25 protein-coding genes are annotated in these 26425 nt (G+C 65.1%); 18 read left to right on the forward strand and 7 right to left on the reverse strand.

Features of this window, described 5'->3' with window-relative positions; all coding sequences use genetic code 11:
• The first annotated feature begins 23 nt into the window (after positions 1-23).
• Complete coding sequence (locus O9320_06165; GenBank protein ID MCZ8310417.1) at positions 24-773, forward strand: SDR family oxidoreductase; 750 nt, start codon at positions 24-26, stop codon at positions 771-773.
• Between the two features lie 3 nt (positions 774-776).
• Here the strand turns inward: O9320_06165 and O9320_06170 are convergent, their stop codons facing one another.
• Complete coding sequence (locus tag O9320_06170) at positions 777-2867, reverse strand: molybdopterin-dependent oxidoreductase (protein MCZ8310418.1); 2091 nt, start codon at positions 2865-2867, stop codon at positions 777-779.
• Positions 2868-2948: 81 nt separating this feature from the next.
• On the opposite strand from O9320_06170, the gene O9320_06175 reads away from it, so the two are divergent.
• A complete protein-coding gene (locus O9320_06175) occupies positions 2949-4358 on the forward strand; it encodes an amidase (GenBank protein ID MCZ8310419.1) in 1410 nt (469 codons plus the stop codon).
• Here O9320_06175 and O9320_06180 read toward each other — a convergent pair.
• On the reverse strand, positions 4330-5325 hold the full coding sequence (locus O9320_06180) for an undecaprenyl/decaprenyl-phosphate alpha-N-acetylglucosaminyl 1-phosphate transferase (GenBank protein ID MCZ8310420.1): 996 nt from the start codon (positions 5323-5325) through the stop codon (positions 4330-4332). The two genes, O9320_06175 and O9320_06180, sit on opposite strands and share 29 nt — an antisense overlap.
• A 189-nt stretch (positions 5326-5514) precedes the next feature.
• Between O9320_06180 and O9320_06185 the strand changes: the two genes are divergently transcribed.
• Together O9320_06185 and O9320_06190 are read left to right on the forward strand one after the other, a co-directional pair.
• Entirely contained in the window at positions 5515-6288 is a 774-nt protein-coding gene (locus O9320_06185) for an ABC transporter permease (protein ID MCZ8310421.1), read from the forward strand.
• Positions 6289-6302: 14 nt separating this feature from the next.
• A complete protein-coding gene (locus tag O9320_06190) occupies positions 6303-6650 on the forward strand; it encodes a RidA family protein (protein ID MCZ8310422.1) in 348 nt (115 codons plus the stop codon).
• Here the strand turns inward: O9320_06190 and xdhC are convergent.
• From xdhC to xdhA, 3 genes are read right to left on the reverse strand one after another with little or no spacing between them, the layout of a single operon-like run.
• Positions 6634-7464 carry a xanthine dehydrogenase accessory protein XdhC gene (gene xdhC / locus O9320_06195; protein MCZ8310423.1) on the reverse strand — a complete coding sequence of 277 codons (831 nt, stop codon included), beginning with the start codon at positions 7462-7464 and terminating at the stop codon, positions 6634-6636. The two genes, O9320_06190 and xdhC, sit on opposite strands and share 17 nt — an antisense overlap.
• Positions 7461-9755, reverse strand: coding sequence for a xanthine dehydrogenase molybdopterin binding subunit (gene xdhB, locus O9320_06200; protein MCZ8310424.1), 2295 nt, complete (start codon positions 9753-9755; stop codon positions 7461-7463). Before xdhB ends, xdhC begins: the two co-directional genes overlap by 4 nt.
• On the reverse strand, positions 9748-11196 hold the full coding sequence (gene xdhA / locus O9320_06205) for a xanthine dehydrogenase small subunit (protein MCZ8310425.1): 1449 nt from the start codon (positions 11194-11196) through the stop codon (positions 9748-9750). Before xdhA ends, xdhB begins: the two co-directional genes overlap by 8 nt.
• An 86-nt stretch (positions 11197-11282) precedes the next feature.
• On the opposite strand from xdhA, the gene queG reads away from it, so the two are divergent.
• The 14 genes from queG to O9320_06275 all read left to right on the forward strand — a co-directional run bounded on the left by queG (position 11283) and on the right by O9320_06275 (position 24399).
• The gene (gene queG, locus O9320_06210; protein MCZ8310426.1) at positions 11283-12398 is read left to right on the forward strand and encodes a tRNA epoxyqueuosine(34) reductase QueG; all 1116 of its coding nucleotides are present in this window, start codon (positions 11283-11285) and stop codon (positions 12396-12398) included.
• 10 nt (positions 12399-12408) lie between these two features.
• On the forward strand, positions 12409-13437 hold the full coding sequence (queA, locus tag O9320_06215) for a tRNA preQ1(34) S-adenosylmethionine ribosyltransferase-isomerase QueA (protein MCZ8310427.1): 1029 nt from the start codon (positions 12409-12411) through the stop codon (positions 13435-13437).
• The gene (tgt, locus tag O9320_06220; protein ID MCZ8310428.1) at positions 13434-14582 is read left to right on the forward strand and encodes a tRNA guanosine(34) transglycosylase Tgt; all 1149 of its coding nucleotides are present in this window, start codon (positions 13434-13436) and stop codon (positions 14580-14582) included. Before queA ends, tgt begins: the two co-directional genes overlap by 4 nt.
• Positions 14575-15039 carry a preQ(1) synthase gene (gene queF / locus O9320_06225; protein ID MCZ8310429.1) on the forward strand — a complete coding sequence of 155 codons (465 nt, stop codon included), beginning with the start codon at positions 14575-14577 and terminating at the stop codon, positions 15037-15039. The genes tgt and queF overlap by 8 nt, the downstream gene beginning before the upstream one ends.
• Before the next feature lie 23 nt (positions 15040-15062).
• On the forward strand, positions 15063-16016 hold the full coding sequence (locus O9320_06230) for an MBL fold metallo-hydrolase (GenBank protein ID MCZ8310430.1): 954 nt from the start codon (positions 15063-15065) through the stop codon (positions 16014-16016).
• 13 nt (positions 16017-16029) lie between these two features.
• The gene (locus O9320_06235) at positions 16030-16920 is read left to right on the forward strand and encodes an SIS domain-containing protein (protein MCZ8310431.1); all 891 of its coding nucleotides are present in this window, start codon (positions 16030-16032) and stop codon (positions 16918-16920) included.
• A gap of 106 nt (positions 16921-17026) precedes the next feature.
• Positions 17027-18127 (forward strand): mandelate racemase/muconate lactonizing enzyme family protein, encoded by a 1101-nt coding sequence (locus O9320_06240; protein MCZ8310432.1) that lies wholly within the window; start codon positions 17027-17029, stop codon positions 18125-18127.
• Between the two features lie 23 nt (positions 18128-18150).
• Positions 18151-19440, forward strand: coding sequence for an ABC transporter substrate-binding protein (locus tag O9320_06245; GenBank protein ID MCZ8310433.1), 1290 nt, complete (start codon positions 18151-18153; stop codon positions 19438-19440).
• Between the two features lie 14 nt (positions 19441-19454).
• Positions 19455-20183, forward strand: coding sequence for an SDR family oxidoreductase (locus O9320_06250; protein ID MCZ8310434.1), 729 nt, complete (start codon positions 19455-19457; stop codon positions 20181-20183).
• A 26-nt stretch (positions 20184-20209) separates the two neighbouring features.
• On the forward strand, positions 20210-21073 hold the full coding sequence (locus O9320_06255; GenBank protein ID MCZ8310435.1) for a sugar ABC transporter permease: 864 nt from the start codon (positions 20210-20212) through the stop codon (positions 21071-21073).
• On the forward strand, positions 21066-21896 hold the full coding sequence (locus tag O9320_06260) for a carbohydrate ABC transporter permease (protein ID MCZ8310436.1): 831 nt from the start codon (positions 21066-21068) through the stop codon (positions 21894-21896). Before O9320_06255 ends, O9320_06260 begins: the two co-directional genes overlap by 8 nt.
• A 3-nt stretch (positions 21897-21899) precedes the next feature.
• Entirely contained in the window at positions 21900-22772 is an 873-nt protein-coding gene (locus tag O9320_06265) for a hypothetical protein (GenBank protein ID MCZ8310437.1), read from the forward strand.
• Positions 22769-23107: a hypothetical protein gene (locus O9320_06270; GenBank protein MCZ8310438.1), complete on the forward strand. Its 339-nt coding sequence runs from the start codon at positions 22769-22771 to the stop codon at positions 23105-23107. The genes O9320_06265 and O9320_06270 overlap by 4 nt, the downstream gene beginning before the upstream one ends.
• Before the next feature lie 5 nt (positions 23108-23112).
• Positions 23113-24399 (forward strand): extracellular solute-binding protein, encoded by a 1287-nt coding sequence (locus O9320_06275; GenBank protein MCZ8310439.1) that lies wholly within the window; start codon positions 23113-23115, stop codon positions 24397-24399.
• Here O9320_06275 and O9320_06280 read toward each other — a convergent pair.
• Both O9320_06280 and O9320_06285 read right to left on the reverse strand, forming a co-directional pair.
• Positions 24396-25397: a succinylglutamate desuccinylase/aspartoacylase family protein gene (locus O9320_06280; protein ID MCZ8310440.1), complete on the reverse strand. Its 1002-nt coding sequence runs from the start codon at positions 25395-25397 to the stop codon at positions 24396-24398. The two genes, O9320_06275 and O9320_06280, sit on opposite strands and share 4 nt — an antisense overlap.
• On the reverse strand, positions 25394-26401 hold the full coding sequence (locus tag O9320_06285; GenBank protein MCZ8310441.1) for a pyridoxal-phosphate dependent enzyme: 1008 nt from the start codon (positions 26399-26401) through the stop codon (positions 25394-25396). The genes O9320_06280 and O9320_06285 overlap by 4 nt, the downstream gene beginning before the upstream one ends.
• Positions 26402-26425 lie beyond the last annotated feature (24 nt).

Here is a 26425-nt window from a genome sequence, read left to right on the forward strand (position 1 = left end):
GATTTCCCGCAAGGAGAAAACTGATGAAACGACTCGAAGGCAAAACCGCCTTGATCACCGGCGGCACCACCGGCATTGGCTACGAAACCGCGCGCCGGTTTCTCGAAGAAGGGGCCAAGGTCGCGATCACGGGTCTCGACGCAGGCCGCTTGGCCGACGCCAAGAAGTCGCTCGGCGGCAATGTCGTCGCATTGCGCGCCGATGCGGGCGACGTCGCCGCGCAAAAGAAACTGGCTACCGATGTCGCCGCCGAATTCGGTAAGCTCGACGTGCTGTTCGTCAATGCCGGGATCGGCCTGTTCGGCCCGTTCGATAGCTTTTCCGAAGCCGATTTCGACCGCCAGATCGGCGCCAATCTCAAAGGCCCGTATTTCCTGATCCAGGCCTTGCTGCCGCATTTCGGCGCCGAAGCCTCGATCGTGCTGAATACCTCGATCAACGCGCATATCGGCATGCCCAACAGCAGCCTCTATGCCGCCAGCAAGGCGGGGTTCCTGAGCCTTGCGCGCACGCTGTCGGGCGAACTGGTAGGTCGCGGCATTCGCGTGAACGCGGTGAGCCCTGGCCCCATCGCAACGCCGATCTACGGCAAGCTCGGCCTGCCCGCCGACGTCGTTGCCGGCATAGCCGAAGGCATTCGCAACCAAGTGCCGCTTAAGCGCTTCGGCCAGCCGGTCGAAATCGCCGATACGGTTGTGTTCCTGGCTTCGAACGAATCGCGCTTCATGCTGGGTGCCGAAATCATCGTCGACGGCGGCATGGCTACACTCTAAAGCCTACGCGGGCCTTACCCAAATGGCGGTGTCGTGGAACACGGCACCGCCGGCTGGGAAGCCCGGATCGGCGGCCGTGAGCGCGTTGATGCCGAGCCCCTCGGCATAAGCCCCGTTCGGCCAAATGCTTTCGACGACGACCGTGCCGCGCACGAGCCCGTCGAACGCTTTGGCCGCCACGCGCACATTCGCACGTGCATTGCCGAGGCGCACTTGCGCCCCGTCCGCGAGCCCAAGTTCCGCAAGATCTGCAGGATGGATCAACGCGGCAGGTGCGCCCTCGCGCGCTTGGCTGCCCGGCGTTTCGGTAAAGGTCGAATTCAAGAAGCTGCGCGCGGGCGCTGCCACAAGCCGGAACGGTTTCTCGGCGCTCGGCGCATCGAAGCCCATCTGGTCGGGCAAGCTCGGCATGCCCGCCCATTCAGGGCCGATCGCGGCCCAATCCGCCGTGAAATGCCATTTGCCGTCTTCATGGCCGAACCCGTCGAGAAAATGGCCGGTCTCGAACGAGGGTGCGCAATCGTGCCAGCGCTTGGCGTGAATCTCGGCTGCACCCGGATGGCCCGAGGCCTTCAGCGTCCAGTCGATGAGCTCCCATTCGCTCATCTCGAAGCCCGGATGCACGGCACCCAGGCGCTTGGCCAATTGCTGCAACACCCAATGATTGGGCTGGCACTGCGCATAAGGTTCGACGATTTTGCGCGCGACCTGCAGATAGGTGTGGCCGCTCGCCGTATAAAGATCGTCGTGCTCGAGGAAGGTCGTGGCCGGCAGCACGATATCGGCCTGGCGTGCGGTGTCGGTCAAAAACTGCTCGTGCACGCAAACGAACAGATCGTCGCGCCCGAAGCCGGCGCGCACCTTCGCTAGATCGGGGGCGACGTTCATCGGGTTCGTGTTCTGCACAAACAGCGCCGTGACCGGCGGACCCGATCCGAGATCGGCAGGATTGCCCGTCAGCACCGCGCCGATGCGGCTCTGGTCGAGGACCCGCACATTCGGGTCGAGCCGGTCGAGCCCTTCGATCATCGTCTTGTCGAGCTTGTACAGGCCCGACTGCCCGTACATCGCCCCGCCGCCGCGATGCGCCCACGCCCCCGTGACGGCTGCAAGCGAGCTTGCCGCATGCATCGACGACGCCCCGTTGCGATGGCGCGCAAAACCGTAGCCCATGCGCATGTAGCTGCGCTTGGTGCGCCCGAACAGGCGCGCAAATTCGCGGATCGTGTCGGCCGGCACGCCGCAGATCGCGGCCGCCCATTCGGGCGTTTTGGCCGCGACATGCGCTTCAAGCTCGGCCGCGCCCTTCGTGTATTTAGCCATGTAGGCGCGGTCGGCAAAACCCTCGGCGAACAGCACATGCATCACGCCAAGTGCCAACGCCGCATCCGTGCCCGGCCGCACGATCAAGGCTAGATCGGCCTGCTGGGCCGTCCCGGTCATATACGCATCGACGACGACGAGCTTCGCACCGCGCTCTTTTCGTGCGCGCGCGATATGCGTCATCACGTTGACTTGCGTCGAAACAGGATTGCCGCCCCACACGACCACCAAATCGCTGTCGGCGATCTCGCGCGCATCCACGCCGCGCTTGACGCCCGCCCCCGCCTTCCAGCCCGCATCGGGCAAGGTGATGCAGAAGGTCGAGTATTGGCGCGAATAACCCATCGTGTGGCGCAAGCGTTCGATGCCGTCGCGCTGCACGAGCCCCATCGTGCCGGCATAAAAATAGGGCCACACGGTCTCGGGCCCATATTTGGCCGAAGCCGCTTTCAGGCGCTCGGCGGTCTCGTCGAGCGCTTCGTCCCACGAAATCGGCGCAAAAGCCGCAAGGCCGCCGCCCTTGGGGCCGATGCGGCGCAACGGCTGCGAGAGCCGGTCGGGATGGTGCTGGCGCTCGGCATAGCGTGCGACCTTCGCGCAGACAACGCCGGCCGTGTAGTCGTTGGCGCGCGCGCCGCGCACCTTGCCGATGCGGCCCTCGGCCAACAGCTCGACCTCCAGCGCGCACACGCTGGGGCAATCGTGCGGGCAGGTCGAAGAATGCCAGCCTTGCGAAAACGGGGCGGGCAAAACGGCACTTGAATCAGGCATGGCCGGAAGGTACGGGAACTGTCCGGGGCAGGCAAGACGCACGCCCGCCCTTTCCGTTTCGAGCAAAGCGAGGCCGCCTTCATGTCCCAGTCCTGGATCGTCAGCCTGTCCGCCGGCGAGATCGCCGCCCGCGTCAAATCCGGGGCGTTGTCGGCGACGACGGTGCTCGAAGCGCATTTGGCGCGCATCGCGACCGAGAACCCGACGCTGAACGCAATCTGCACGCTCGTCGAAGACAAAGCGCGCGAAGCTGCATCGGCGGTCGATGCCAAGGTCGCGGCCGGCATCGATCCCGGCCCGCTTGCGGGCATTCCCATCGGCATCAAAGACGTGCACCAGACGGCCGGCATTCTAACGACATACGGCTCGCCGACGATGGCCGACAACGTGCCGACCCAAGACCACATCATGATCGCGCGCATCAAAGATGCCGGGGCCGTGATCGTCGGCAAGACCAACACGCCCGAATATGCGGCCGGTGCGAACACCGTCAACGCGCTGTTCGGCGCCACGCGCAATCCGTGGAACACGCAAATGTCGGCCTCGGGCTCGACCGGCGGCGGAGCCGCTGCCCTTGCCGCGCGCATGATTGCGCTGAGCGACGGCTCGGATCTCGGCGGCAGCCTGCGCACGCCCGCTTCCTTCTGCGGCGTGGTCGGCTTGCGGCCCACGCCGGGCTTGGTCCCGGTCTATCCGACCGCACGCGCGTTCGACATGCTGTCGGTCGCGGGGCCGATGGCGCGCAACGTCACCGACTGCGCCTTGCTGCTGCAGGCGATAGCCGGCGAAAGCCCGCGCGATGCGCGCAGCTTCCCGCTCGGCGGCCGCGATTTTCCCGCCGCCGTCGAAGGCAAAGTCGCGGGCATGCGTATCGCCTACGTGGCCGACTTCGCACGCATCGGCGTCGATGCGGAGGTCGAGGCGTTGTGCAAGGCGGCCGCCTACCAGATCGGCACCTGGGGTGCCCGCGTCGAACAGGCCGACATGGATCTCGCCTTCGGGCGCGAAGCCTTCTTGCAGTTGCGCGGCCAATGGATGGTGCATTCGCATCTCGACCGGCTGCATCTGGTCGAACGCTTCAATCCGAATCTCGCCGGCAACATAAGGCGCGGGCTTGCACAAGGCCCCACGGACATTGCGGCCGGCGAACATGCGCGTGCGCGCATGGTGCAGATCTGGGCCGATCTGCTTGAGACCTACGACGCCGTGTGCTGCCCGTGTTCGCCCGTGGCCCCGTTCCCCGTCGAGCAGAATTATCCCGAGACGATCGCAGGCAAAAAACTCACGAGCTATATCGACTGGGTCGCCCCCACCTTCCTCGTATCGATGGTGGGCTTGCCCGCGATCTCGGTGCCGTGCGGCATGACGGCTTCGCAGCTGCCGGTGGGCTTGCAGATCGTCGGTCGCCGCCATCGCGAAGAAGACATTCTGGCGCTGGCCCGCTCGGTCGAGCGCATGCGGCCTATGGGGTTTGCGCCCTCGCACGGCTGAACACGAAGCGCGCGTAAACCAGCTGCAGCGCAAACGCCGCAAGGAGGGCGAGGGCCACGCTGGTGGACAGGTACAAAGCTGCAAGCCCTTGCAAACCTGCAAAGCAGGCGAGCAACGCCGACACGCGCCCGTGCGACACGCCGGACTGGTTCAGAAGCTGGTAAAGATGCCCGCGATGGGCGGCGAGCACGTTTTCGCCCGCCGCCGCCCGGCGTGCGGCGGTCAGCATCGTGTCGAACAGGAAATGCATGAGCAGCAGCGGAACCAGCCAGAAAAGCTGGCCGCTTGAGTCGGCATTGGCGGCGAGCACGCCGAGCCCCGCAAAGGCGAAACCCAGAAACTGCGAGCCCACGTCGCCCATGAAAACGCGCGCGCGCGGCCAATTGAGCGGCAGAAAACCCAAGCACGCGGCCGCAAGCACGAAGGCAAGCCCCGCAATGGCGTGATGCCCGTCGATCGCGAGCACGCAGCCTGCAAACAGGGCCGCAACCGCCCCCGTCGAGGCGGCCAACGCATCGAGCCCATCCATGAAATTGTAGGCGTTGGTAAGGCCGACAAACCAAAGGAACGTGACCGGGCCTGCAAACACGCCGAGATCGACAGGCCCGATCCCCGGCACATGCACGATCCCGAACACCGCCCCGCCCGCCATCGCCAGACCAGCTGCCAGAAACTGCGCGCCGAATTTGATGAACGCCCCTTGCGCGCGCGCATCGTCGGCAAGCCCGGCCACGGCTGCCACCAAGGCACCGGCGCCAAGCCCGACCCAGGCACTCTCCGCCCCCAACCACAAGCAGCCCGCCACGACGCCGACGACGAGGCCAATCCCGCCGCCGCGCGGGGTCGGCAGGATATGCGAGGAGCGCGCGTTCGGTTTGTCGACGAGCAGACGCAGGCGCGCCATCGCCGCAGCACCGGCAAGGCCACAGCCGAACGCGATTACAAAAGCGGGCCCGATTTCAACCATCTGCATGCCCCTTGCTAGCCCGCGTCGCGCCGAGCCCGCAAGAACCTTGCGCAATTCCAGCAGAATCGCCTAAAATTTGGGCAGCTCAACCCGCAAATCCAGCGAGATCAACGGGTTGGAATCTGGAATGGCCGTTGCATCGCTTGGTCTTTCCGTCCGTGCACTCTTGGCTTTGCGAGTTCCCCCGCCATGAACAAAGACAAAATGATCGTCTACGTGACCCCCATTGCGACGGTGGTGGGCCTGTTTGTGTTCTGGGAAATCGCCTGCATCGCCTTCAAGATCCCTGTCTTCATCCTGCCGCGCCCGAGCATCATTTTCGATACGCTCGTGCTGCGCTGGGGCCCGATCTGGCACAACGCCGCCTTCACGCTCACCACCACGATGATCGGCTTCGGCATCGCGGTGGTCGTCGGTATGGCCATCGGCCTTTTGATCGGCGCTTCGCGCGTCGTCTATGCCGGCCTCTATCCGGTGCTGATCGGCTTCAACTCGGTGCCGAAAGTGGCCGTGGTCCCCGTGCTGGTGATTTGGTTCGGCATCGGTGCCGTACCTGCCATTTTGACCGCGTTCATGATCGCATTCCTGCCCATTGCCGTGAACGTCGCGACCGGGCTTGCCACGATCGAGCCCGAGATGCGCGACGTGCTGCGCTCGCTGGGCGCGCGCAAGATGCAGATCCTGTGGAAGGTAGGCATTCCGCGCTCGCTGCCCTATTTCTTCGCCTCGCTCAAAGTCTCGATCACGCTTGCCTTTGTGGGCTCGGTCGTGGCCGAAACCGTCGCCTCGAACGAGGGTATTGGCTATCTGATGATCGCGGCCTCCTCGCGCTTCGACGTGCCGCTGGTGTTCGCAGGGCTTCTGGTGATTGCCGTGATGGGCGTCGTCATGTATGCCGTGACGGTGCTGCTCGAGCAGCATTTCACCGGCTGGGCAACGCGCGGCCAAGAAGGCACCACGTAACAAAGGTTTTTCCGATGACCGTCAAATATCTGAAGCCTGGCGCACGCATGAGCCAGGCGACTGTGCATGGCTCGACCGTCTATGTCGCAGGCCAAGTCGCCGCCGACCCCGTGGCGGACGTCAAGAAACAGACGCAACAGATCCTCGCCCAAATCGACGAGTTACTGGCGATGGCCGCGACCGACAAGACCAAGCTCCTGTCGGCCAATATCTGGCTTGCCGACATGCGCAGCTTTGCCGACATGAATGCGGTGTGGGATGGCTGGGTCGTTGCCGGCCACACGCCCGCGCGTGCCACCGTCGAAGCCAAGCTTGCCGGCCCGCAATATCTCGTGGAAATCGCGGTTATCGCGGCGATCTAACGGAAGTCAATTCCGGTGCCGGGCGGACGGCTTCTGTGCTGGCCGCCCGGTGCTTCAAGAGCTGTGCGGCAACGCCGATCGCGATCGCGTGCGGATGTTTGTCGTCGATCTCGGGCAGTCCGATCGGGCAGACGAGTTTTCTCCAATCGACGCCCTTGGCCGACAGGCGCGCTTCGAAGCGTTTGCGTTTGGAAGCCGAGCCGATCAGCCCGACGTAAGCAAGATCGCCGCGCCGCAAGAGCCGCTCGACGAGGATGAGGTCGAGATCGTGGCTGTGCGTCATCACAAGGGCGGCAGCCCCCGGCGGCACGTCTTTGACCGCATCTTCGAGCACGGACTCGACGAGCTTCGTGCAGTTGGCGGGGAGCGCGTCGGGGAACTGCTCGGGCCGCGCATCGGCGAGGACGGCGCGCAGCGGCAGGCCCGCCAATTGATGCACAAGCGCCTTGCCCACGTGCCCCGCGCCGAAAATCCAGACGTTCCACGCGGCCGCCGCAAACGGCTCGAACAGCAGCGTAACCGAGCCGCCGCAGCATTGGCCGAGCGCCGGCCCCAGCGCGTAGCGCTCGATCTGCGGACGGGCCGCCGCATCGGCCAGCAACACGCGTGCTTTTTCGAGCGCTTTGAGCTCGAGATGCCCGCCGCCGATCGAACCGGTTTGACCGTCGGAAGTGACCAGCATTTTCGTGCCGCCCTCGCGCGGGGCCGAGCCTTCCGTTTCGAGGATGGTCACGAGTGTCGTGCCAAACCCTTGCGCACGCGCGCTTGCAAGCGCGCCAAGCCAATCGTCGCTGGGGACTTGCAGCAGCGTCATGGTGCGGCCGACGCAATCGTCATCAGCACGCGCTCGGGCGTCGCCGGTGCGATCAGCATTGCTTCGCGGCCAGGCACTGCCGCCGCGACCGCATCCTGCAACGCGAAAAACGCGGCGTTGCCGAGCATCAAAGGCGGCTCGCCGACGGCCTTCGAACGGTGGATCGAATCTTCGCGGTTTTCGCCCGCCGCCCACAGGCGCGCGCGGAACTGGCGCGGCAAATCGCGCGCGATCGGGATTTTGTAGGTCGAGGGTGCGTGCGTGCGCAGACGCCCGCTCGCATCGAACCAGATTTCCTCGGTCGTAAGCCAGCCCATGCCCTGCACGAAGCCGCCTTCGACCTGGCCCAAATCGATGGCGGGGTTGAGCGAGCGCCCGGCATCGTGCAGCAACTCGGCACGGTCGAACGCATACTCGCCGGTCAGCGTGTCGATCGTCGCTTCGACATAGGCGGCCCCGTAGGCGAAGTAATAGTAAGGGCGGCCCTTGGCTGTGGCTCGGTCGAAATGGATTTTGGGCGTGCGATAAAATCCCGTCGCCGACAATTGGATGCGCGCATTGTAGGCCTTCTGCACCGCCTCTTTGAACGACAGTGAGGCTGCGCCCACCTGCACTTGGCCGCCCGCAAACAGCACGTCCGATTCGGGCAGACCGGCCGCCCCCGCGAGATGCTGCGCGATGCGCGCTTTGATCGTGCGCGCGGCGGCTTGGGCGGCTTTGCCGTTGAGGTCGGAGCCCGCCGACGCCGCCGTCGCCGACGTATTCGGCACTTTGCCGGTGTTGGTGGCGGCGATGCGCACGGTCTCGAGCGGCACCGCGAATTCGTCGGCCACAATCTGGCAGATTTTGGTGTGCAGCCCCTGGCCCATCTCCGTACCGGCGTGGTTGAGCGCAATCGAGCCGTCGGTATAGACATGCACGAGGGCGCCCGCCTGGTTGAACTGGATCGCCGTGAAGGACACGCCGAACATCACCGGCGTCAACGCGAGCCCCTTCTTCAGCACGGGCGAATTCGCGTTGAACGCGTCGATAGCTTTGCGACGCTCGGCATAACCCACATCGGCGGCAAGTTCGGCCACGATTTTGTCGGCCACGAAGTCATCGACGCGCTGGCCGTAATGCGTGACGTCGCGCGGGGCCTGTCCGAAGAAATTGAGCTGGCGCAGGGCGAGCGGATCTTTGCCCAAGCGCCGCGCCACGCGGTCCACCACATGCTCGGCCGCAAGCATACCTTGCGGGCCGCCGAAGCCGCGAAATGCCGTGTTGGACTGCGTGTGCGTCTTGCACGAATAACCCGTCGCCGTCACATGCGGCACGAAATAGCAGTTCGTGGTATGGAAAAGGGCGCGGTCCACGATCGACGTGGTGAGGTCCGCCACATGGCCGCCGCGCGCGGCAAAGGAAATATCAAGGGCGAGCAGGCGGCCGCCGTCGTCGTAACCGACCTCGTAGCGCACGAGAAAATCGTGGCGCTTGCCGGTCATCATAAAATCGTCGTCGCGATCCACTCGGTATTTGACCGGCCGCTTCGCCGTGTAGGCCAGCACCGCCGCAATGCAGGCGATGATCGCAGGCTGCGTTTCCTTGCCGCCGAACCCGCCGCCCATGCGCCGCAATTCGCAGGTGACGGCGTTGGCCGGCAGATCAAGCGCACCCGCCACCATCTTCTGCACTTCGGTGGGGTGCTGCGTGGACGACCAGATCGCCATCTCGCCGCCCTCTTGCGGCACGGCAAGGGCGATCTGCCCTTCGAGATAAAAATGGTCCTGCGCCCCATTGGCGAAAGTGCCTTTGAGGCGGTGCGGTGCGGCCGCCAAAGCCGCGGCCGCATCGCCGGTTTTCATCTGGTAGGGCTTGGCGACGTAGAATTCTTTGGCGAGCGCGTCTTCGATCGTCAGCACCGGCGGCAGATCTTCGTAGACGATGCGCACGCGCTTCGCTGCTTCGCGCGCGATCTTGATCGAACTTGCCGCAATCGCAACCACGGGCTGGCCGATATATTCGACGATACCTTGCGCCAAAAACGGCTCGCCCTTGTAGATCGGGCCAACCTCGTTTTTGCCTGGAATGTCGGCGGCCGAAATCGCCGCACCCACGCCCGGATAGGCGCGTGCGGCCGCAAGATCGACCGCTACAATGCGCGCATGCGCCTTGGTGCTCAGCACGCAATAGGCGTGCAAGGTGCCTTCAGGTGCACGAATATCGTCGATATAAAGCGCTTCGCCGGCGACCTGTTTGGCCGCACTGTCGTGTGCAATGGGTTTGCCGACGGTCTTGTACGTTTCAAGCATAATGCACCGCGCGTACATCCGTTTGGGTTGCGGTTTCGAACCAGAAACGCTGCAGGAGATTGGCTGCAACCTTCAAGCGATAGGCAGCCGAGGCGCGCATATCGTCGATCGGTACAAAATCTTTCGCCAAAGCGGCACCCGCCGCCTTGGCGGTTTCGAGCGACCAGACTTGGCCGAGCAGAACGGCTTCGCATGCAGGCGCACGCTTCGGGATCGCCGCCATGCCGCCAAAGGCCGCGCGCGCCTGCACGATTTTCCCGTTAGCGATTTCGAGTGCCAACACGCCGCACACGGCCGAGATGTCGTCGTCGAGACGCTTCGAAACTTTGTAGGCCGCGAACAACGTGCCGGGCTTGGGCAGCGGCACATGCAAACCCGCCACGATCTCGCCAGGTGCGCGCGCGGTCTTGCGATAATCGAGGAAAAAATCGGCGAGCTTCAGGCGTCTTGTGCCCGCGGGTCCCAGCAATTCGATCTCGGCATCGAGCGCCAAGAAGATCGGCGGCCCGTCGCCGATGGGCGAGGCGTTCGCAATATTGCCGCCGACAGTCCCCGCATTGCGGATCGGCGGGCCTGCAAAGCGCGCCATGATTTCGTCGAGGCCCGGCCAAATCGCCACAAGTTCGCGCGCGGCGTTTGTCCAGGTTGCGGCAGCGCCGACCGTCAGATGGCTGGCGCTGCGCGAGACGGTCGCCAACTCGGCCACGCGCCCGAGATAGATGATCGTCTCGAGCGAGCGATGCGCCTTGGTCACTTCCAGGCCCAAATCCGTGCCGCCCGAGAGGATACGCGCGGCAGGATATTTGCCGAGCAAGTTTTGCAGCTCGGCGACGCTTGCGGGTGCGAAAAACCGATCGCGATAGGCAAGACCGGATTTGCGCGCGAGCTTTGCCAACGCAGCCAAAGTCGCGTCGCGTTTGGCATCGAACGCATCGGGGCGCGGGCTTTGGAACATGCGCCCGGCCGCTTCGAGGATCGAGCGGTAGCCCGTGCAGCGACAGAGATTGCCGCCAAGGGCCCGGTCCAACGTTTCGCGCGACGGCGGCAACGGGCCGTCATAGTCGCGATAGAGCTTGAACAGGCTCATCACGAAGCCCGGCGTGCAGAAGCCGCATTGCGAGGCGTGCTGGTCGACCATCGCCTGCTGCACAGGATGCAGCGTGCTGCCCTGTTTGAGATCTTCGACCGTGAGGAGCTGGGTGCCATCGAGCGTGCCGACGAACTGGATACAGGAATTGACCGAACGGTAGGCAAGCCCGCCCGCCGAATCGGGCTCGGCCAGCACCACAGTGCAGGCGCCGCAATCGCCCTCGGCGCAGCCTTCTTTGGTGCCGCAGCGCCCACCGGCCCCGCGCAACCATTCCAGAACCGTCAGGTTCGGATCGCAATCGGCGATCTCGACCGGCTGGTCGCCCAACAAAAATCGAATCGTGTCGCTCAAGCTCAAGCCTCGTTTGCCAATTGGACCCCAATCCATGCAAGAATCCCACCGATCCGCGCCCTCTTGCAAGGCCTGCCGCAACCCTAATGCCGAGCCCCGACGCGACCGCGATCCGCACCCAGGCCTTGACGCTGGGCTTCGATGCCGTCGGCTTTGCCGCCGCCACCGCTTTGCCGCAAGCAAAGGCCGGGCTTGCGGCGTTTCTGGCCGCCGGACGGCACGGCGACATGGGGTGGATGGAAACCCATGCCGACCGGCGGGGCGATCCCCAGACTTTGTGGGCGGAAGCAAAAAGCGTGATCGTGCTCGCCGCTAATTACGGCCCCGACCACAATCCGCTCGACGATCTATTGCACAAGGACCGCGCGGTAATTTCGGTCTATGCGCGCCATCGCGACTATCACGACACGCTCAAAAAGCGGCTGAAAGCGCTGGGGCGCTGGCTATGCGCTACGCAAGGCGGCGACTGCAAAGTGTTCGTCGACACGGCCCCGGTCATGGAAAAGCCGCTGGCGCAAGCGGCCGGCCTCGGCTGGCAGGGCAAACACACGAATCTCGTGTCGCGCGAATTCGGCTCGTGGCTTTTTCTGGGGGCCGTGTTCACCACGCTCGAACTTGCCCCGGATGCCGCCGACAGCGACCATTGCGGGGCTTGCTGTGCCTGCCTCGATATCTGCCCGACGGCCGCTTTCCCGGCCCCCTACCAGCTCGATGCGCGCCGGTGCCTTTCCTATCTCAGTATCGAATATAAAGGCCATATCGCGCGCGAATTCCGTGCTGCCATGGGCAATCGTATCTATGGCTGCGACGATTGCCTTGCCGTGTGCCCGTGGAACAAATTCGCCAAACCCACCGGCCTCGCTGATTTCCGCGCGCGCGCCGATTTGGCCGCCCCCACGCTCGCCAGTCTCGCGAAGCTCGACGATGCGGCGTTTCGCGCGCTCTTCTCCGGCTCGCCTGTCAAACGCATCGGCCGCGACCGCTTCGTGCGCAACGTGCTGATCGCGATCGGCAACAGCGGCAAGCCCGAGCTTGCAGCTTGCGCACAAGAGTTGCTCGACGACCCCTCGCCGCTCGTACGCGCGATGGCGGCGTGGGCATTGCGTTGCCTGCTCGAAATACCCGTTTTCGCAGCCCTTGCGCGAACGCGACAGGTCTGCGAAACCGACGCCGCCGTGCGCGCCGAATGGGACCTGTCTTGAGGAATTGTTTTTGAAGCTCGCCGATTTCGATTTCGACCTGCCCGAGGCGCTGATCGCCCAACGCCCGGCAAGCCCGCGCGACGCCGCCCGCCTGCTGCAGGTGGGCGCGCAGTTGGCCGACCGCACGATCCGCGATCTGCCCAATCTGCTGCGACCCGGCGATTTGTTGGTCTACAACGACACGCGCGTGCTCAAAGCCCGCCTCATCGGCCAGCGCGGCGCCGCGCGCGTCGAAATCACCTTGCACAAAAACATCGATGCGAACACGTGGCGCGCTTTTGCCAAAGGTTCAAAGCGCCTCAAAATCGGCGACCGCCTTGTGTTCGCCGACGGCTTCTGGGCCGACGTCGTCGACAAATCCGACAGCGGCGATATCGGCGTTGCGTTCTCGCATGAAGGCCCCGCTTTGATGGCAGCGCTCGAGCAGCACGGGGCCGTACCACTGCCGCCCTACATCAAGCGTGCGACGCCTGAGCGCCAGGACGAAAGCGATTACCAGACCGTTTGGGCCACCAAGGACGGGGCGGTTGCCGCCTCGACCGCGGGCCTGCATTTCACGCCCGCTTTGCTCGATGCGTTGGCCGCACGCGGCATTGGCCGCACGGCGCTCACGCTACATATCGGGGCCGGCACGTTTCTGCCGGTGAAGACGGAAAACGTCACCGACCACACGATGCATGCCGAATGGGGCGAGGTCACCGCCTCTGCGATCGCGGCCATCGAAGAAACGCGTGCGAAGGGCGGACGCATCGTTGCGGTCGGCACCACGCCGTTGCGCCTCCTCGAGACGGTCGCCAAGGACAACGACGGAAAACTGGTGCCATGGGCAGGCGAAACGCAGCTCTTCTGCCTGCCGGGCTTCCGTTTTCGCGCGGTCGATCTGCTGTTCACCAATTTCCATCTACCGAAATCGACCTTGTTCATGCTCGTCTCGGCATTTGCAGGCCTCGCACGCATGCAGGCCGCCTACGCGCACGCGATCGCCGAGCGCTATCGGTTTTTCAGCTACGGCGACGCAACGCTTCTGGAGCGCGCATGACCAAGCGATTTTCCTTCGACCTGTTGGCCCAAGACGGGCGCGCGCGCCGCGGCCGCGTAAATACCTCTCGCGGCTCGATCGAAACGCCGGCCTTCATGCCGGTGGGTACGGCCGCCACCGTCAAAGCCATGATGCCGGACAGCGTGGCCGCCACGGGTGCCGAGATTCTGCTGTGCAACACCTACCATCTGATGCTGCGACCCGGCGCTGAGCGTGTGGCCGCGCGCGGCGGCTTGCATCCCTTCATGGATTGGCACAAGCCGATCCTGACCGATAGCGGCGGCTACCAGGTGTTTTCGTTGTCGGGCTTGCGCAAGATGGACGAGACGGGGGTCACGTTCAATTCGCATCTCGACGGCAGCAAACACACGCTCACGCCCGAACGGTCGATCCAGATCCAGCATCTGCTCGATTCCGACATCACGATGGCGTTCGACGAATGCACGCCCTATCCGGCCACGCACGACGTCGCGGCAAAATCGATGCAGCTGTCGATGCGCTGGGCCAAGCGCAGCCGCGACGCGTTCGTCGAACGGCCCGGCTACGCGATCTTCGGCATCGTGCAGGGCTCGACCTACGCCGATCTTCGCGAAGAGAGTGCGAAGACGCTGGCCGACATCGGCTTCGACGGCTACGCGATCGGCGGGTTGGCAGTGGGCGAGCCCAAGCACGAGCGCGAAGAAACGCTGGCTGCAACCGAGCCGTTTTTGCCGCAGCACCGGCCGCGCTACATGATGGGCGTGGGCAAGCCGCAGGACATTGTGGCGGCCGTGTCGCTTGGCGTGGACATGTTCGACTGCGTGTTGCCCACGCGCTCGGGCCGCACCGGCCAAGCCTTTACCTGCAACGGCACGCTCAATCTGCGCAACGCCAAATTCGCCGAAGACGACGCGCCCATCGACGCTGCGTGCGCGTGCCCGGCCTGCAAACGCTTCAGCCGCGCCTATCTGCACCATCTCATCCGTGCGGGCGAAATATTGGGGCCGATGCTGCTGACATGGCATAATCTTGCCTATTACCAAGATCTGATGCGCGACCTGCGCGCCGCGATCGTGCTGGGGCGGCTTGCCGAATACCGGCGCGAGTTTTGGGCGCGGCAGGGATTGACGAACGCGGATAAAGACGGGGAAAAAGACGATGGCTAAGAACATCTATGCGGGTTTGAAGCAGCTCGGCAAAGAGGCCGCCATACCGGCGTCGCCGGAAGCGGCTTTGCTCGAGCGCGTGGCCAATCCGCATGCAGGCACCGACTATCTCGTGCGCTTCACGGCGCCCGAATTCACGTCGCTGTGCCCGATGACCGGCCAGCCGGATTTTGCGCATCTGGTGCTCGATTATGTGCCGCGCAAATTCCTCGTCGAATCGAAGTCGCTGAAGCTCTATCTGCAAAGCTTCCGCAACCATGGTGCGTTCCACGAAGCCTGCACGATCGACATCGGCAAACGCATTGCGGGCCTGCTCGATCCGAAATACTTGCGCATCGGCGGCTATTGGTATCCGCGCGGCGGCATGCCGATCGACGTATTCTGGCAAACCGGCAAACTGCCCAAGGGCCTGTGGCTGCCCGAGCAGGGGGTTGCCCCCTATCGCGGCCGCGGCTGAAAAGAAAACGGGGAGAGACCATCATGGCCAAGGCCTTTGCATCGACCGCCGATCTCGAAGACAAGCGCGAAAGCTTCGTAAAGCTCGGCCCCAACGCCTATTGCCTGACGGCCGAGGGCGATCCCAATTCGGGCGTGGTCGTCGGCGACGATTGCTGCATGGTGATCGACGCGCGCGCCACGCCTGAGATGGCGCAAGACCTCGTGCGCTACATCCGCAAAGTCACCGACAAGCCGGTCAAATACGTGGTGCTCACGCACTACCACGCGGTGCGCGTGCTGGGTGCGTCGGGTTACGGTGCCGAACACGTGATCGCCTCGCGCCCGACCTTGGAGATGATCAAAGAACGCGGCAAGCAGGATTGGAAATCGGAGGTGGGCCGCTTCCCGCGCCTGTTCCGCAATGCGGACAGCGTGCCGGGCCTCACATGGCCCACAATCGTGTTCGACAAGGCGCTCACGCTTTATCTCGGCAAACTCGAAGTGCAGATCCTGCAGCCCGGCGGCGGCGGGCATACGCGCGGCGACAGCGTGGTGTGGTTGCCCAAGGACCGCATCCTGTTTGCGGGCGATCTCGTCGAAGAGGGTGCGACACCCTATTGCGGCGATGCGCAATTGGCCGAGTGGCCCGCCACGCTCGACGCGCTTTTGGCGCTGAAGCCGCAGAAGCTCGTACCCGGCCGCGGGGCCGCACTCACGAACGCGGCCGCGTCGAAGAAAGCCATCGCGGGCACGCGCCTGTTCGTGCAGGAGCTTCTGGCGCACGCCAAGAAGGGCGTGAAGGCCGGAAAAACGCTGAACGCGGTCTATGCCGCGACCTACAAGGCGATGGCGCCCAAATACGGCAGATGGGTGATCTTCGACCATTGCATGCCGTTCTGCGTGAGCCGCGCCTACGACGAGGCCAAGGGCCTTGCCCATCCGCGCATCTGGACGGCCCAGCGCGACAAAGAGATGTGGCGCGCCCTGCAGGGCTGAAGCGGCCGTACCCGTGGAAGACCTGCTCGAACGCCTCGCCGTGCTGCGCGACGATCTCGCACCTGCCGAAAAGCGGGTCGCCGAGCGGACACTCGACCATCCGGAATCGATCGTGCGCATGCCGCTCAAGACGTTTGCGGCGGCAGCCAAGGTCAGCGAGCCCACGGTGTTGCGCGTCGTGCGCGCCCTCGGCCTGTCGGGCTATCCCGAATTCAAACTGCGCGTGGCGCAAAGCCTCGTGCGCGGCCAGCCCTATCTGCATCGCGAGATCGCCCCCGGCGACGGGCCCGACGTGGTCGCCGCCAAAATCTTCGATTCGACCGTGTTTGCGGTCAATTCGCTGCGCGCCACGCTCGATGCGGCGGCCGTGCGCCGCGCCATCGACCTCTTGCACAAGGCCAGCCGCATCGAATGCTACGGCAACGGGCCGGCCAGCATCCTCGCCTTCGATGCGCAGCAGAAGTTCATGCGCTACGGCATTCCGAGCGTGGCCTATCTCGAGGGCCATCTGCAGACGATGGGGGCGGCCTCGCTCGCGCAAGGGGCCGTGGCGCTGTGTTTTTCGCACACGGGTGCCGTCAGGGACATCGTGCGCACGGCCGAAGCGGCGGCGGCCGCCGGCGCCAAAGTGATCGCGATCACGCGCGCGGGCAGTCCGCTGGCCGCCGCAGCCCACGTCGTCGTGCATGTGGCCGCACTCGAAAACACCGAACTCACGGCGCCGATGGTGAGCCGCGTCGCGCAAAGCGTCGTGATCGACATTCTCGTGACCGGCGTCGGCGTTGCCCTCGGCGCACCTGTCAACGAAAGGCTGCGGCGCATCAAAGACAGCGTGGCCGAGACGCGAATCCCGCCGCGCCGGGCCGCTACGCGCAAGCGGCGCCATATTCGCAAAACTACATAGAAACTTCCAAAAACCTCCCGCATACTTGCGCCACTACAAAAGAAAAAAAGCGGGAGGATCGGCCATCGTTGCCCCCAAAGCCCCATCTGCGGGCGCCATTGCGCGCGTGATCGCGCATCCGCTCAAATGCACGCTGCCAAAGACGCAGACCACGGGTGCGCGCGCCTTTCCCGAAATCGAACTCGTGATCGTCGAGATCGTCACGGCAGATGGTCTCGTCGGCTGGGGCGAGTGTCTCGGCCGCACCGGTTCGGTCGCCTACGCCGCCATCGTCGAAAAACTCCTCGCGCCGCTTCTGATCGGCCGCGACAGTGCGGACATCGCGACCCTGCACGGCGAGATGCGCCGCGTTTTGTCGGGCCGCTCGGGCGGCATGCTGCTCGAAACGATCGCAGGCGTCGATATCGCCTTGTGGGACATCGCCGGCAAGCGCATGGGCGTGCCGGTGCATCGGCTGCTGGGCGGCCTATCGCGCCCGCGCGTGGCGGCTTACGCCTCCTCGATCAACTGGACCGACGATGCTGGGGCCGCCGAAGAAACGAATGCCGCCCTTGCCCTCGGCTTCCGCACGATCAAGGTCAAGATCGGCAAACCCGTGGCGCGGGCCAGAGCACGCATCGCCCAACTAGCCGCGTTGGTCGGCGACAAGGCGCAGCTCTTCGTCGACGCCAACTGGGCCTACACGCCCGAGGAAGCCGCCGAAGTCGCGCAATGCCTGCACGACCACGGCTATGCCTGGTTCGAAGAGCCGATCGTGCCCGAAGACATCGACGGTTATCGGCGCTTGCGCGCGCTCGGGCTCTGTCCGCTCGCGGCCGGCGAGAGCGATTTCACCGTTTGGCAAGCGCGCGAACTGATCGCCGAGCGGCTCGTCGATCTGATCCAGCCGGACGTCGCACGCTCGGGCGGCATTACCGAGACCCGCCGCATCGCCGAACTCGCTTTCGCCCACCATGTCGGCTACGCGCCGCATGTCGGCTGGTCGGGGGCGATCTGCGTCGCGGCGAGCCTGCATCTGGCGAGTGCGATGCCCGCCTTCCGCATTTTCGAGTGCATGGTGTTCGACAATCCGCTGCGCGACGCGCTGACCACGACGCCCATCGGCGACCGCCACTCGCTCGTCGACGGCACGCTCGAGGTGCCGCAAGGCCCCGGCCTCGGCGTCGAGGTGGATCGCAAAGCACTGGCCAAGTTCCGCACCCATTGAACCGCCACACAAGGAGTTTGCCCATGGCACTCGCTCCCTCGACCTTCGGCCGTCGCGCGTTTCTGGCAGGCAGTGCGGCGACTTTTGCGGCCTTGCCGAGGTCGGCACGCGCCCAAGCGCGCACGCTGAACGCGTTCGGCCATCGCGTCCACCAAACGGTCGCAACCACAGGCCCCGGCGGCGATGCCACCGCCGCATGGCGCGCGCAATCGGGCTACGACATTTCCTGGGTGACGTTGGGCGACGTCAACGCGATTCAGGAACGTCTGCTGCGCGAGGCGAGCCTCGGCGAAACGACGCTCGATTTGACGTACCTGCTGAACGGCCGCGCGGTGCCGCGAAATCTGCGGCTTTTCGAACCGCTCGACGCGTTTCAGCGCGAAGCGCCGATCGAGGATTTCGACGACATTTCCGCAGGCCTCGTCGCACCGATGCGCGTCGAAGGTGCACTCCACGCCATCCCCATGCGCCACGCCACCAACGGCTTGGTTTGGAACGAAGCCATCCTCGAAGAGCGCGGCATCAAAGCCCCGCCCGCGACGTTCGAGGAATTCGTCGACGTCGCCAAGCGCCTGACCTACACGCGCGCCGACGGCACGCAAGTGGTGGGCTTGGCCTTCACGGCCGTGTTTGCGTCCAACTTCCTGTCGATCGCGCGCGCCTTCGACGGCGATTTCATGACCGGCGACATGCGCGTCGTCGCCGACCAGCCGTCGATGGTCAAGCCGCTCGAGGCGTTGGCCGATCTCTTCAAGGCCGGCGCCTTGCCGCGCAATTTTGCGGCCGTGAACAACGAAGAGATCACCACCTGGATGCAGCAAGGCCGGGCTGCGATGACGATCAATCCCTATGCGCGGCTGGTCAGCTACAACGATCCGGCGCAATCGCGCTATCCCGGCAAGATCAAGGGCGGCGCCATGCCGATGACCGCTGCACTTGTCGGCCGTACGCCATACGCCTCGACGACCGAATACTGGGCCTTCGCCATCCCGCGTAACTCGAAGAACAAGCGCGCCGCTTGGGATCTTGCGCGCGCATTGTCGGCACGTGCGGGAACCCTGGCTATGGTGCGCAACGGCAACGGCCCGGTGCGCGTTTCCACCTATTCCGAGTCGAGCTTCGCCGCCGCCTTGCCGCACGCGGCGGCCGAAGCCTTGGCGCTCAAGACCGCGCGCATCCATTTGCCCGCATTCGACAACCAGGCGCGCGCCCACGACGTGTTCGTCGAAGAATGCCAAGCGGCCGTGCTCGGTATGAAGCCCGCCGAGCGCGCCATGGCGGACGCCACACGGCGCGTGCGCGCGATGCTGTGACGGTGCTCCCAGCGATGCGCGGACGCAACGCTCTGGTTACGGGCTCGACGCGCGGCATCGGCCGCGCGATCGCCGTTGCGTTTGCGCAAGAAGGTGCCGCCGTGTTTTTGCACGGGCTGGAGCGCGACAGCGCGCTGGAAGTGACTTTGGGCGCGCAATGCGCGGGCTTCGACGGGACCGATCTGGCGCTGCCCGACGGTGCGGACCGTCTCTTCACGGCGGCGGCAGCGGCGATGGGCTCGGTCGATATTCTGGTGCTGTGCGCGTCGGCCGAAATCCGCGAGATGTGGGACCGCGTGACGCCGGCGGCGGAAGCAACGCAGCTTGCCGTGAATTTTTCGGCCAGCGTGCGCTTGCTGTGCCGCGCGGTTCCGGCCATGTCGGCGCGCGGCTGGGGACGCGTGCTGGCGATCGGCTCGATTCAAGAAACGCTGCCCAACGCCGATTGCCTCGTGTATGTCGCAACCAAGGCCGCGCAGACGGCGATGATGCGCACGCTGGCGCGGCACGCAAGTGCCGACGGCGTCACCTTCAACACGATCAAACCGGGGGCGATCGAAACCGACCGCAATGCCGCACGGCTTGCCGATCCGGCGTTTCGCGCAAGCGTCGTCGCGCGCATCCCGGCCGGCCGCTTGGGCCAGGCCGACGATTGCGCCGGCATCGCCGTTGCCCTGTGCGCGGACGGCTGCGGCTACGTGAACGGGGCCGAGATCGCCGTTGCGGGCGGGCTGGCGCTATGAGGGGGTCGTTTACAGGGCCCGCGCGCGTGGCGCCGATCCATCTGGCGATGGTCGCCCCCGTCCAGGCCTTGCTGATCGGCGTCGTGTTCCTGCCCTCGCTCTACGTGTTCTGGCTGTCGTTCAACGAGTCGAGCTTCGGCAAAGCGCCCACCTATGTCGGGCTCAAGAACTACATCGAGGTTCTCGGCGATCCCTATTTCTGGCGCGCCTTCGGCAACACCGCGATCGTCATCAACATCGTCGTCTATCTGGAATTAGCGCTGGGCTTGGCGATCGCCTTGCTGTTTGCGGGCGGCGTGCCGATGCGCAAAGTTCTGATCTCGATCGTGCTCGCGCCCTACGCGATCTCCGAGGTCGCCGCAGTCGTGATGTGGCGTTTCATGCTCGATCCTTCGGTCGGCATGGTGAGCCAGACCCTTGCAGCCTTCGGCCTGCCCACGATCGAGTGGGCCGTGATCCCGTCCCACGGTCTGGCGGCCGTGTGCGCGCTGTCGGTTTGGCTGCATCTGCCGTTTACGTTCCTGATCCTCTACGCCGCTCGCTTGGCGATACCGGCCGATCTCTACGAAGCCGCGCGCATCGACGGGGCGACGGCCTGGCAGCAATTCCGCTACGTCACCTTGCCCACGCTCGTGCCTGCGATTCTGGTGGCGGTGCTGTTCCGCTACATCTTCGCGTTCCGCATGTTCTCGGAAGTGTGGCTCATCACCGGCGGCGGACCGGCGCGTTCGACCGAAGTGCTGGCCGTCTATCTCTATCAGGAGGCGTTCCGCTACAACGAGTTCGGCTTGGCGGCTGCGACCGGCTGGCTGATGGTCGTGGCGTCGGTCGTGCTGGCGACACCCTATCTCTACGTCGTCTACAAACGCACATTGGCCAACGATGCGTAGGCCCTGGCCCTTGCGCATCCTGCGCGGCATTGCCGTGGCGGCCGTCGTTTTCTGGTCGGCCTTCCCGATCGTGCTGGTGACGCTGTCGTCGCTGAAACCGTCGCGCGAGATCTTCGTGTTTCCGCCGGTCTGGCTGTTTTCGCCGACCTTCGAAAACTACACGGCCCTGTGGCGGCGCTGGCCCGATTTTTTCGCCAACCTCACCAACAGTTTCATCGTCACGATCGGCGCCACGCTGGTCGCCGTGCTGGCAAGTGCCATGGCCGCCTATGTCCATTCGCGCAAACGCACGCGCTGGCTCGCCGGTGCGGCGTTTTTCATGATCTTCGTGCGCCTCATCCCGCCGATCGTGATCACGCTGCCGCTGTTCCCGCTCGTGAATCTCCTGCGCCTCAACGACACGCATTTTGTGCTGATCCTGCTCTACGCGACGTTTTTCGTGTCGATGGGCACGATGATCCTGAAATCCTTCGTCGACCAGATCCCGCGCGAATTGGACGAAGCGGCGATGATCGACGGGGCGGGCGTGTGGGCGGTTTTCCGGCGCGTGATCGTGCCCCTGTCGACGCAAGGCATGGTCGCCGTCGCAGTGTTCGTCATCGTGTTCGCGTGGAACGAGTTTCTGTTCGCGTTCATCTTCACGACCACGACCGCCAAGACAGCACCGCTCGTGCTGTCGGAGATGACCGGGGCGGTCGACGGCGTGGAATGGGGCGTTCTGTTCGCGGCAACCACCGTGCAGCTCCTGCCGATACTCGTCTTCGTCGTTCTAGCCCAGAAATACCTCATCGCCGGCCTTACTGCCGGCGCTACGAAAGGATAAAAAATGGACATCGCGCGCGCGTTGCGGCTGGCGAATCCGAAGCTTTCGCGCTTCGATCCGATGTCGCGCATCATCGCCTTCGACGATTTCGACGACGGTTTCTGCGGCTGGACGCAGCTCGTGGGCAACTACGAGCACACGCTCGATTCGATGCTGCCGGGCTATGCCCAGCACACCCAGCCGCAGCTCTCCAACCTCGCCAATTGGGATTCCGGCACGCACGGATCTTTCGACGGCAACTACGCGCTAAAGATCCAGACGCGGCCCAAGAAGGGCGCGCAGAACGTAGCGCTGAAGCGCCTCACCTTCCGCGAACCCGGCCCCATCCGCCTCGAATTCTATTTCACCTTCAAGCCCGAGGCGAACGAGCTGCGCCTGTCGGAGACCGACGTGCGCTCGGTCGGCTTTCTCTACGATCTGCAGACCGGGTTCGAGAAAGGCGGGACGCGCGTGATGCCGCATGTGCGCTTCCTCAACGCCAGCGACGGCACGCATCTGCAGAAATGGCAGACGAAATCGCGCACGACCGCGATCAAGCCGCTCGGCACCGAAGGCAAGACCGTCACGCACTACCATCTCGCACCGACCGACTGGGAAGACCTGCCGGGCGGCGAGCAGAAGCTCTGCTACAACGAGATTCCGACCAAAGTGAACTGGCACTATGTACGCTACGATTTCGATCTGCGCACGATGCGGGCGATCTCGCTGCGCTGCAACGACCGCGAATGGGACATGTCGGGCGTGGCCCCTATCGTGATGCCCGCCATGCGCAATCTCTGGTGCATGCTCAACATCTGCTTCTTTGCCGAAGCCGACACCGACAAACGCACGCTCTTCTACGTCGACTCGGTCTGCCTTTCGGGAGAATTCGCATGATGCGCCAGTGTGTGACCGCCGTCGTTTCGCGCAACGAAACCTGGACGGGAGCTGCGGCCAGCGAACCCTACGAATGCGGCTGGGCGGGCGAAGCAATCGTGTGGCTGCGGTGCCTCGGCGCCAAAGGCAAGCTTGGCGCCGCGCGCGCGCGCGTGCAGATCTCGCCCGACGGCATGCGCTGGGTCGACGAAGGCACAAAGCTCAAATTTCCGGCCAAAGACGGGGCACTCACCCATGTGCGGGTCGCCCATTTCGGAAATTTTTTGCGCGTCGTGGCCGATCTGCCCAAGGGCACGTCGGCTAAGATTCTCTTCACCCTGACCCTGAAGGAGTGATCGCCATGAAACTCGACGGAAAACTCGGACGCCGCGCGGTTCTCGCCGGCGCGGCCCTCACGCTTGCAGCTCCCGCCTTGCGGGCCCAGACGCAAGCGCGCGTCAACATCTTCGCCCACCGCGTGCACCGCACCGTCGCCACGGGTGCGCAAGGCGGCGACATCACCGAAGCGTGGGCACGCGAAAACAACGCCGCGGTCGAATGGGTCACGTTCGACACCGGCCCGCTGCAGGACCGGCTGCTGCGCGAAGCCTCGCTCGCCGACAGCACGGTCGATATCGGCTTCATCCTGAACACGCAGGCAACGCCGCGCATCGCGACCCTGTTCGAGCCGCTCGACGATCTGATGCGCCAAGCGCCCATCGAAGAACTCGGCGACGTGTTTCCCGGCATGCTCGACGGGCTCAAGGTCGGCGGGCGCCTCTACGGCCTGCCGTTCCGGCATGCCTCGTCGGGGATGCATTACAACGAGACTTTCTTCGAGGAGCGCGGCATCTCCGGCCCGCCGCGCACCATCGAGGACCTTGCCGAATTCGCGCGCCGCACGACGTGGTCGCGCAACGGCCAGCCCGTGGTCGGCCTCGTGCTGCCGGGCGTGACCTATCCCAACGTCATCGACATCGCGCGCGCCTGGGACGGCGAGTTCATCACGCCGGACATGCGCGTGGTCGCCAGCGAAAAGCCGATGGTCAACGCGATCACGCTGCTACGCGACCTGTTCGTGGCGGGCGCTTTCCCGCGCAGCTTCACCGCCATCAACACCGAAGACGTGAATCTGTGGATGCAGACCGGGCGTGCGGCGATGGTCGTGAACTCGATGGGCCGCAACGCGATCTACAACGATCCGGCGCGTTCGCAGTTTCCGGGCAAGATCAAGACGACGACGATCCCGATTTCGCGCGAATTCTCGAACAAGTTCGAGGTCGCACCGGCCAAGGTCGAGTTCTGGGGCATGGCGATCCCCAAAAACGCCAAGAACAAAGAGCGCGCCTGGAGCCTGATGCGCACGATGTTGTCGAAGGATTCGACGCTGCGCGCGGCCTTGAACGGCAACGGGCCCGTGCGCAACTCGACCTACGACGACGCGCGCGTGCGTGCCCAACTGCCGTTCGCCGACGACGAACGCAAGGTGCTGCGCGTGGCGCGGGTCCCCATGCCCGCCTTCGACAACGCGCAGCGTGCGGCCGACTTCTTCAAGGAAGAAGCCGAAGCGGCCGTGCTCGGCATGAAGACGCCGCAGGCGGCGATGGACGATCTTACGCGGCGCGTGCGCCCGCTGCTGCAGAGCTAAAGCAGCTCGGTATGTTCGACCGGCCGGCCGAGATGGGCGAGCACGTCGCCCATCTCGGCCGGTGCTGGTGCGCGGCGGCACAGCAAAATGCCGTCGGCCGAAAAGCGCACGATTTCGGGTGCGCGGTCCGGCCGCTCGAGATCGTGCAGACGGCCGGCGATGTCGCCCGCGCGCACGGTGTCGCCCAAGGTCGCGGCCGGCTCGAACAGGCCGCGGCCGGGCGCGCGCACGAAGTGCTTCGGTTCGACCGACAGGAACCGCACCGATGCCGGCGACGGCTTCGGCCCCACGAGACCGGCATAGCCCAAGAAACGTGAAATGCCGGCGCGTGCGATCGCGAGCGTCTTGGGCGTGAGTGCGCCCGCCCCGCCAAGCTCCGACGAAATCGCGATCTTGCCGGCATTGTGCGCAGCCGCCAGGAACGTGCCCTGGCTCTGCGGCTTCAGCACCACGCCCGCGTCGGAGGCGCCGAACGCCGCTAGCGCATCGAGTGTTTGCTTGCGCTGTACGGCTTCGCTCGGCAGGCGCGACCATGCGCACGGCAGATAGTCGAGCGTGCGCCCGCCCGAATGCAGATCGAGCACGTAGTCGGCATGCGGCAGCAGCAGCCGCATCAGACCTTCGGCAATCTGCGACGTCGGTGGGCCGTCGCCGCGGCCGGGGAACACGCGCGCAAGATTGCCGCCGTCGATGGGCGATGTGCGCCGGCCGACGACCGCCGCCGGCAGATTGGCCGAAGGCACGAGGATGAGGCGCCCGGCGAGCGATGCCGGATCGAGGTCCCGCGCAAGATCGCCGAGCACGACTTGGCCTTCGTATTCGTCGCCGTGCACGCCCGCGACCGCAAGCACGGTCGGGCCGGGGCAGCCATTCAGCACGATCACGGGTACGACGATCTGCCCATAGGCCGATTCGTCGTGCGACCAGGGCAGCCGCATGGCGCCGAAGGTCCGCCCCGGCCGGTCGAGCGGAATGTCGAGTTCGGCGGGTCCGCTCACGATGCCTCTCCGAAAGATGCCGCATTGACGAACAGGCCCGGTGCCCCGCCCGAATGCAAAAACAAAGGTGCGGCGGTGCGCGGCATATGCCCGGCTTCGCATGCCGCGATCAACCCCGCCAACGCCTTGCCCGTATAGACCGGATCGAGCACCCAGCCTTGGCTGCGACCGGCCAAGCGCACGGCGGCGATCGCTTCGGGCGAAGGTTGGCCATAGCCCGGCCCGACCGCTTCGACCAGATCGAAGTCGGTTTCGGCAAGCGCCACGTCCAATCCCAGCATTGCTGCACCCTGGGCGGCTGCCGCGACGATCCAGGGGCGCAATCGCGAAACAGGCTGCTGCACCGACACGCCGAACAGACGCGGGCCGCGACCGCGCCATTTGAAGCCAAGGGCGAGCCCCGCCAAGGTCAGCGCGGAGCCGCACGCCACGACCATATGCGTGGGCGCGATCGCAGCTGCGTCGATTTGCGCCAGCACCTCGTCCGCCCCCGCAACCCAGCCCGCGACCCCCAACGAAGCCGAATCGCCGGTCAGTTGCACGATCGTGGGTCGCTTGCCGGCGGCGCGCGCGCGTTCGGCCATCGCCTCGAGTTCGACGCGGATCGCGGGATCCCACGGATCGGTTGCGGCCGTGAACGCGACCTTGGCGCCGAAGATATGGTCGAGCAGCAGATTGCCTTCGCGTTTTGCCGCAGCCGACCCGCGCAGCAGCAATTCGCAGCCGAGGCCGAAGCTTGCGGCGGAACCTGCAAGCGCGCGGCAGAAATTCGACTGCACGCCCGCCGTCGCGATCACCGTGTCAGCGCCCTCGGCGCAGGCCGCCCCCAGGATCAGCGACAATTGGCGCAGCTTGTTGCCGCCGAAGGCCGTGCCGCTCAGATCTTCGCGCTTGACCCACAGAGCGGCCACGCCGAGAGATGCCGCCAAACGCGGTGCGGTCTCGATCGGTGTCGGCAGTCGCGCCAGATCCAGACGCGGCAAAGCGGCGAAGTCGTCGGGCATGAGGGCTGCGACTCTAGCGCAGCC

The sequence above is a fragment of the Magnetospirillum sp. genome, from assembly GCA_027532905.1.
GTDB lineage: Bacteria > Pseudomonadota > Alphaproteobacteria > CACIAM-22H2 > CACIAM-22H2 > Tagaea.

Coding starts and splice junctions, on each gene's coding strand:
- O9320_06165 (MCZ8310417.1), top strand. CDS start 24: ATGAAACGACTCGAAGGCAAAACCGCCTTGATCACCGGCGGCACCACC.
- O9320_06170 (MCZ8310418.1), bottom strand. CDS start 2,867: ATGCCTGATTCAAGTGCCGTTTTGCCCGCCCCGTTTTCGCAAGGCTGG.
- O9320_06175 (MCZ8310419.1), top strand. CDS start 2,949: ATGTCCCAGTCCTGGATCGTCAGCCTGTCCGCCGGCGAGATCGCCGCC.
- O9320_06180 (MCZ8310420.1), bottom strand. CDS start 5,325: ATGGTTGAAATCGGGCCCGCTTTTGTAATCGCGTTCGGCTGTGGCCTT.
- O9320_06185 (MCZ8310421.1), top strand. CDS start 5,515: ATGAACAAAGACAAAATGATCGTCTACGTGACCCCCATTGCGACGGTG.
- O9320_06190 (MCZ8310422.1), top strand. CDS start 6,303: ATGACCGTCAAATATCTGAAGCCTGGCGCACGCATGAGCCAGGCGACT.
- xdhC (MCZ8310423.1), bottom strand. CDS start 7,464: ATGACGCTGCTGCAAGTCCCCAGCGACGATTGGCTTGGCGCGCTTGCA.
- xdhB (MCZ8310424.1), bottom strand. CDS start 9,755: ATGCTTGAAACGTACAAGACCGTCGGCAAACCCATTGCACACGACAGT.
- queG (MCZ8310426.1), top strand. CDS start 11,283: ATGCCGAGCCCCGACGCGACCGCGATCCGCACCCAGGCCTTGACGCTG.
- tgt (MCZ8310428.1), top strand. CDS start 13,434: ATGACCAAGCGATTTTCCTTCGACCTGTTGGCCCAAGACGGGCGCGCG.
- queF (MCZ8310429.1), top strand. CDS start 14,575: ATGGCTAAGAACATCTATGCGGGTTTGAAGCAGCTCGGCAAAGAGGCC.
- O9320_06230 (MCZ8310430.1), top strand. CDS start 15,063: ATGGCCAAGGCCTTTGCATCGACCGCCGATCTCGAAGACAAGCGCGAA.
- O9320_06245 (MCZ8310433.1), top strand. CDS start 18,151: ATGGCACTCGCTCCCTCGACCTTCGGCCGTCGCGCGTTTCTGGCAGGC.
- O9320_06250 (MCZ8310434.1), top strand. CDS start 19,455: ATGCGCGGACGCAACGCTCTGGTTACGGGCTCGACGCGCGGCATCGGC.
- O9320_06260 (MCZ8310436.1), top strand. CDS start 21,066: ATGCGTAGGCCCTGGCCCTTGCGCATCCTGCGCGGCATTGCCGTGGCG.
- O9320_06265 (MCZ8310437.1), top strand. CDS start 21,900: ATGGACATCGCGCGCGCGTTGCGGCTGGCGAATCCGAAGCTTTCGCGC.
- O9320_06270 (MCZ8310438.1), top strand. CDS start 22,769: ATGATGCGCCAGTGTGTGACCGCCGTCGTTTCGCGCAACGAAACCTGG.
- O9320_06275 (MCZ8310439.1), top strand. CDS start 23,113: ATGAAACTCGACGGAAAACTCGGACGCCGCGCGGTTCTCGCCGGCGCG.
- O9320_06285 (MCZ8310441.1), bottom strand. CDS start 26,401: ATGCCCGACGACTTCGCCGCTTTGCCGCGTCTGGATCTGGCGCGACTG.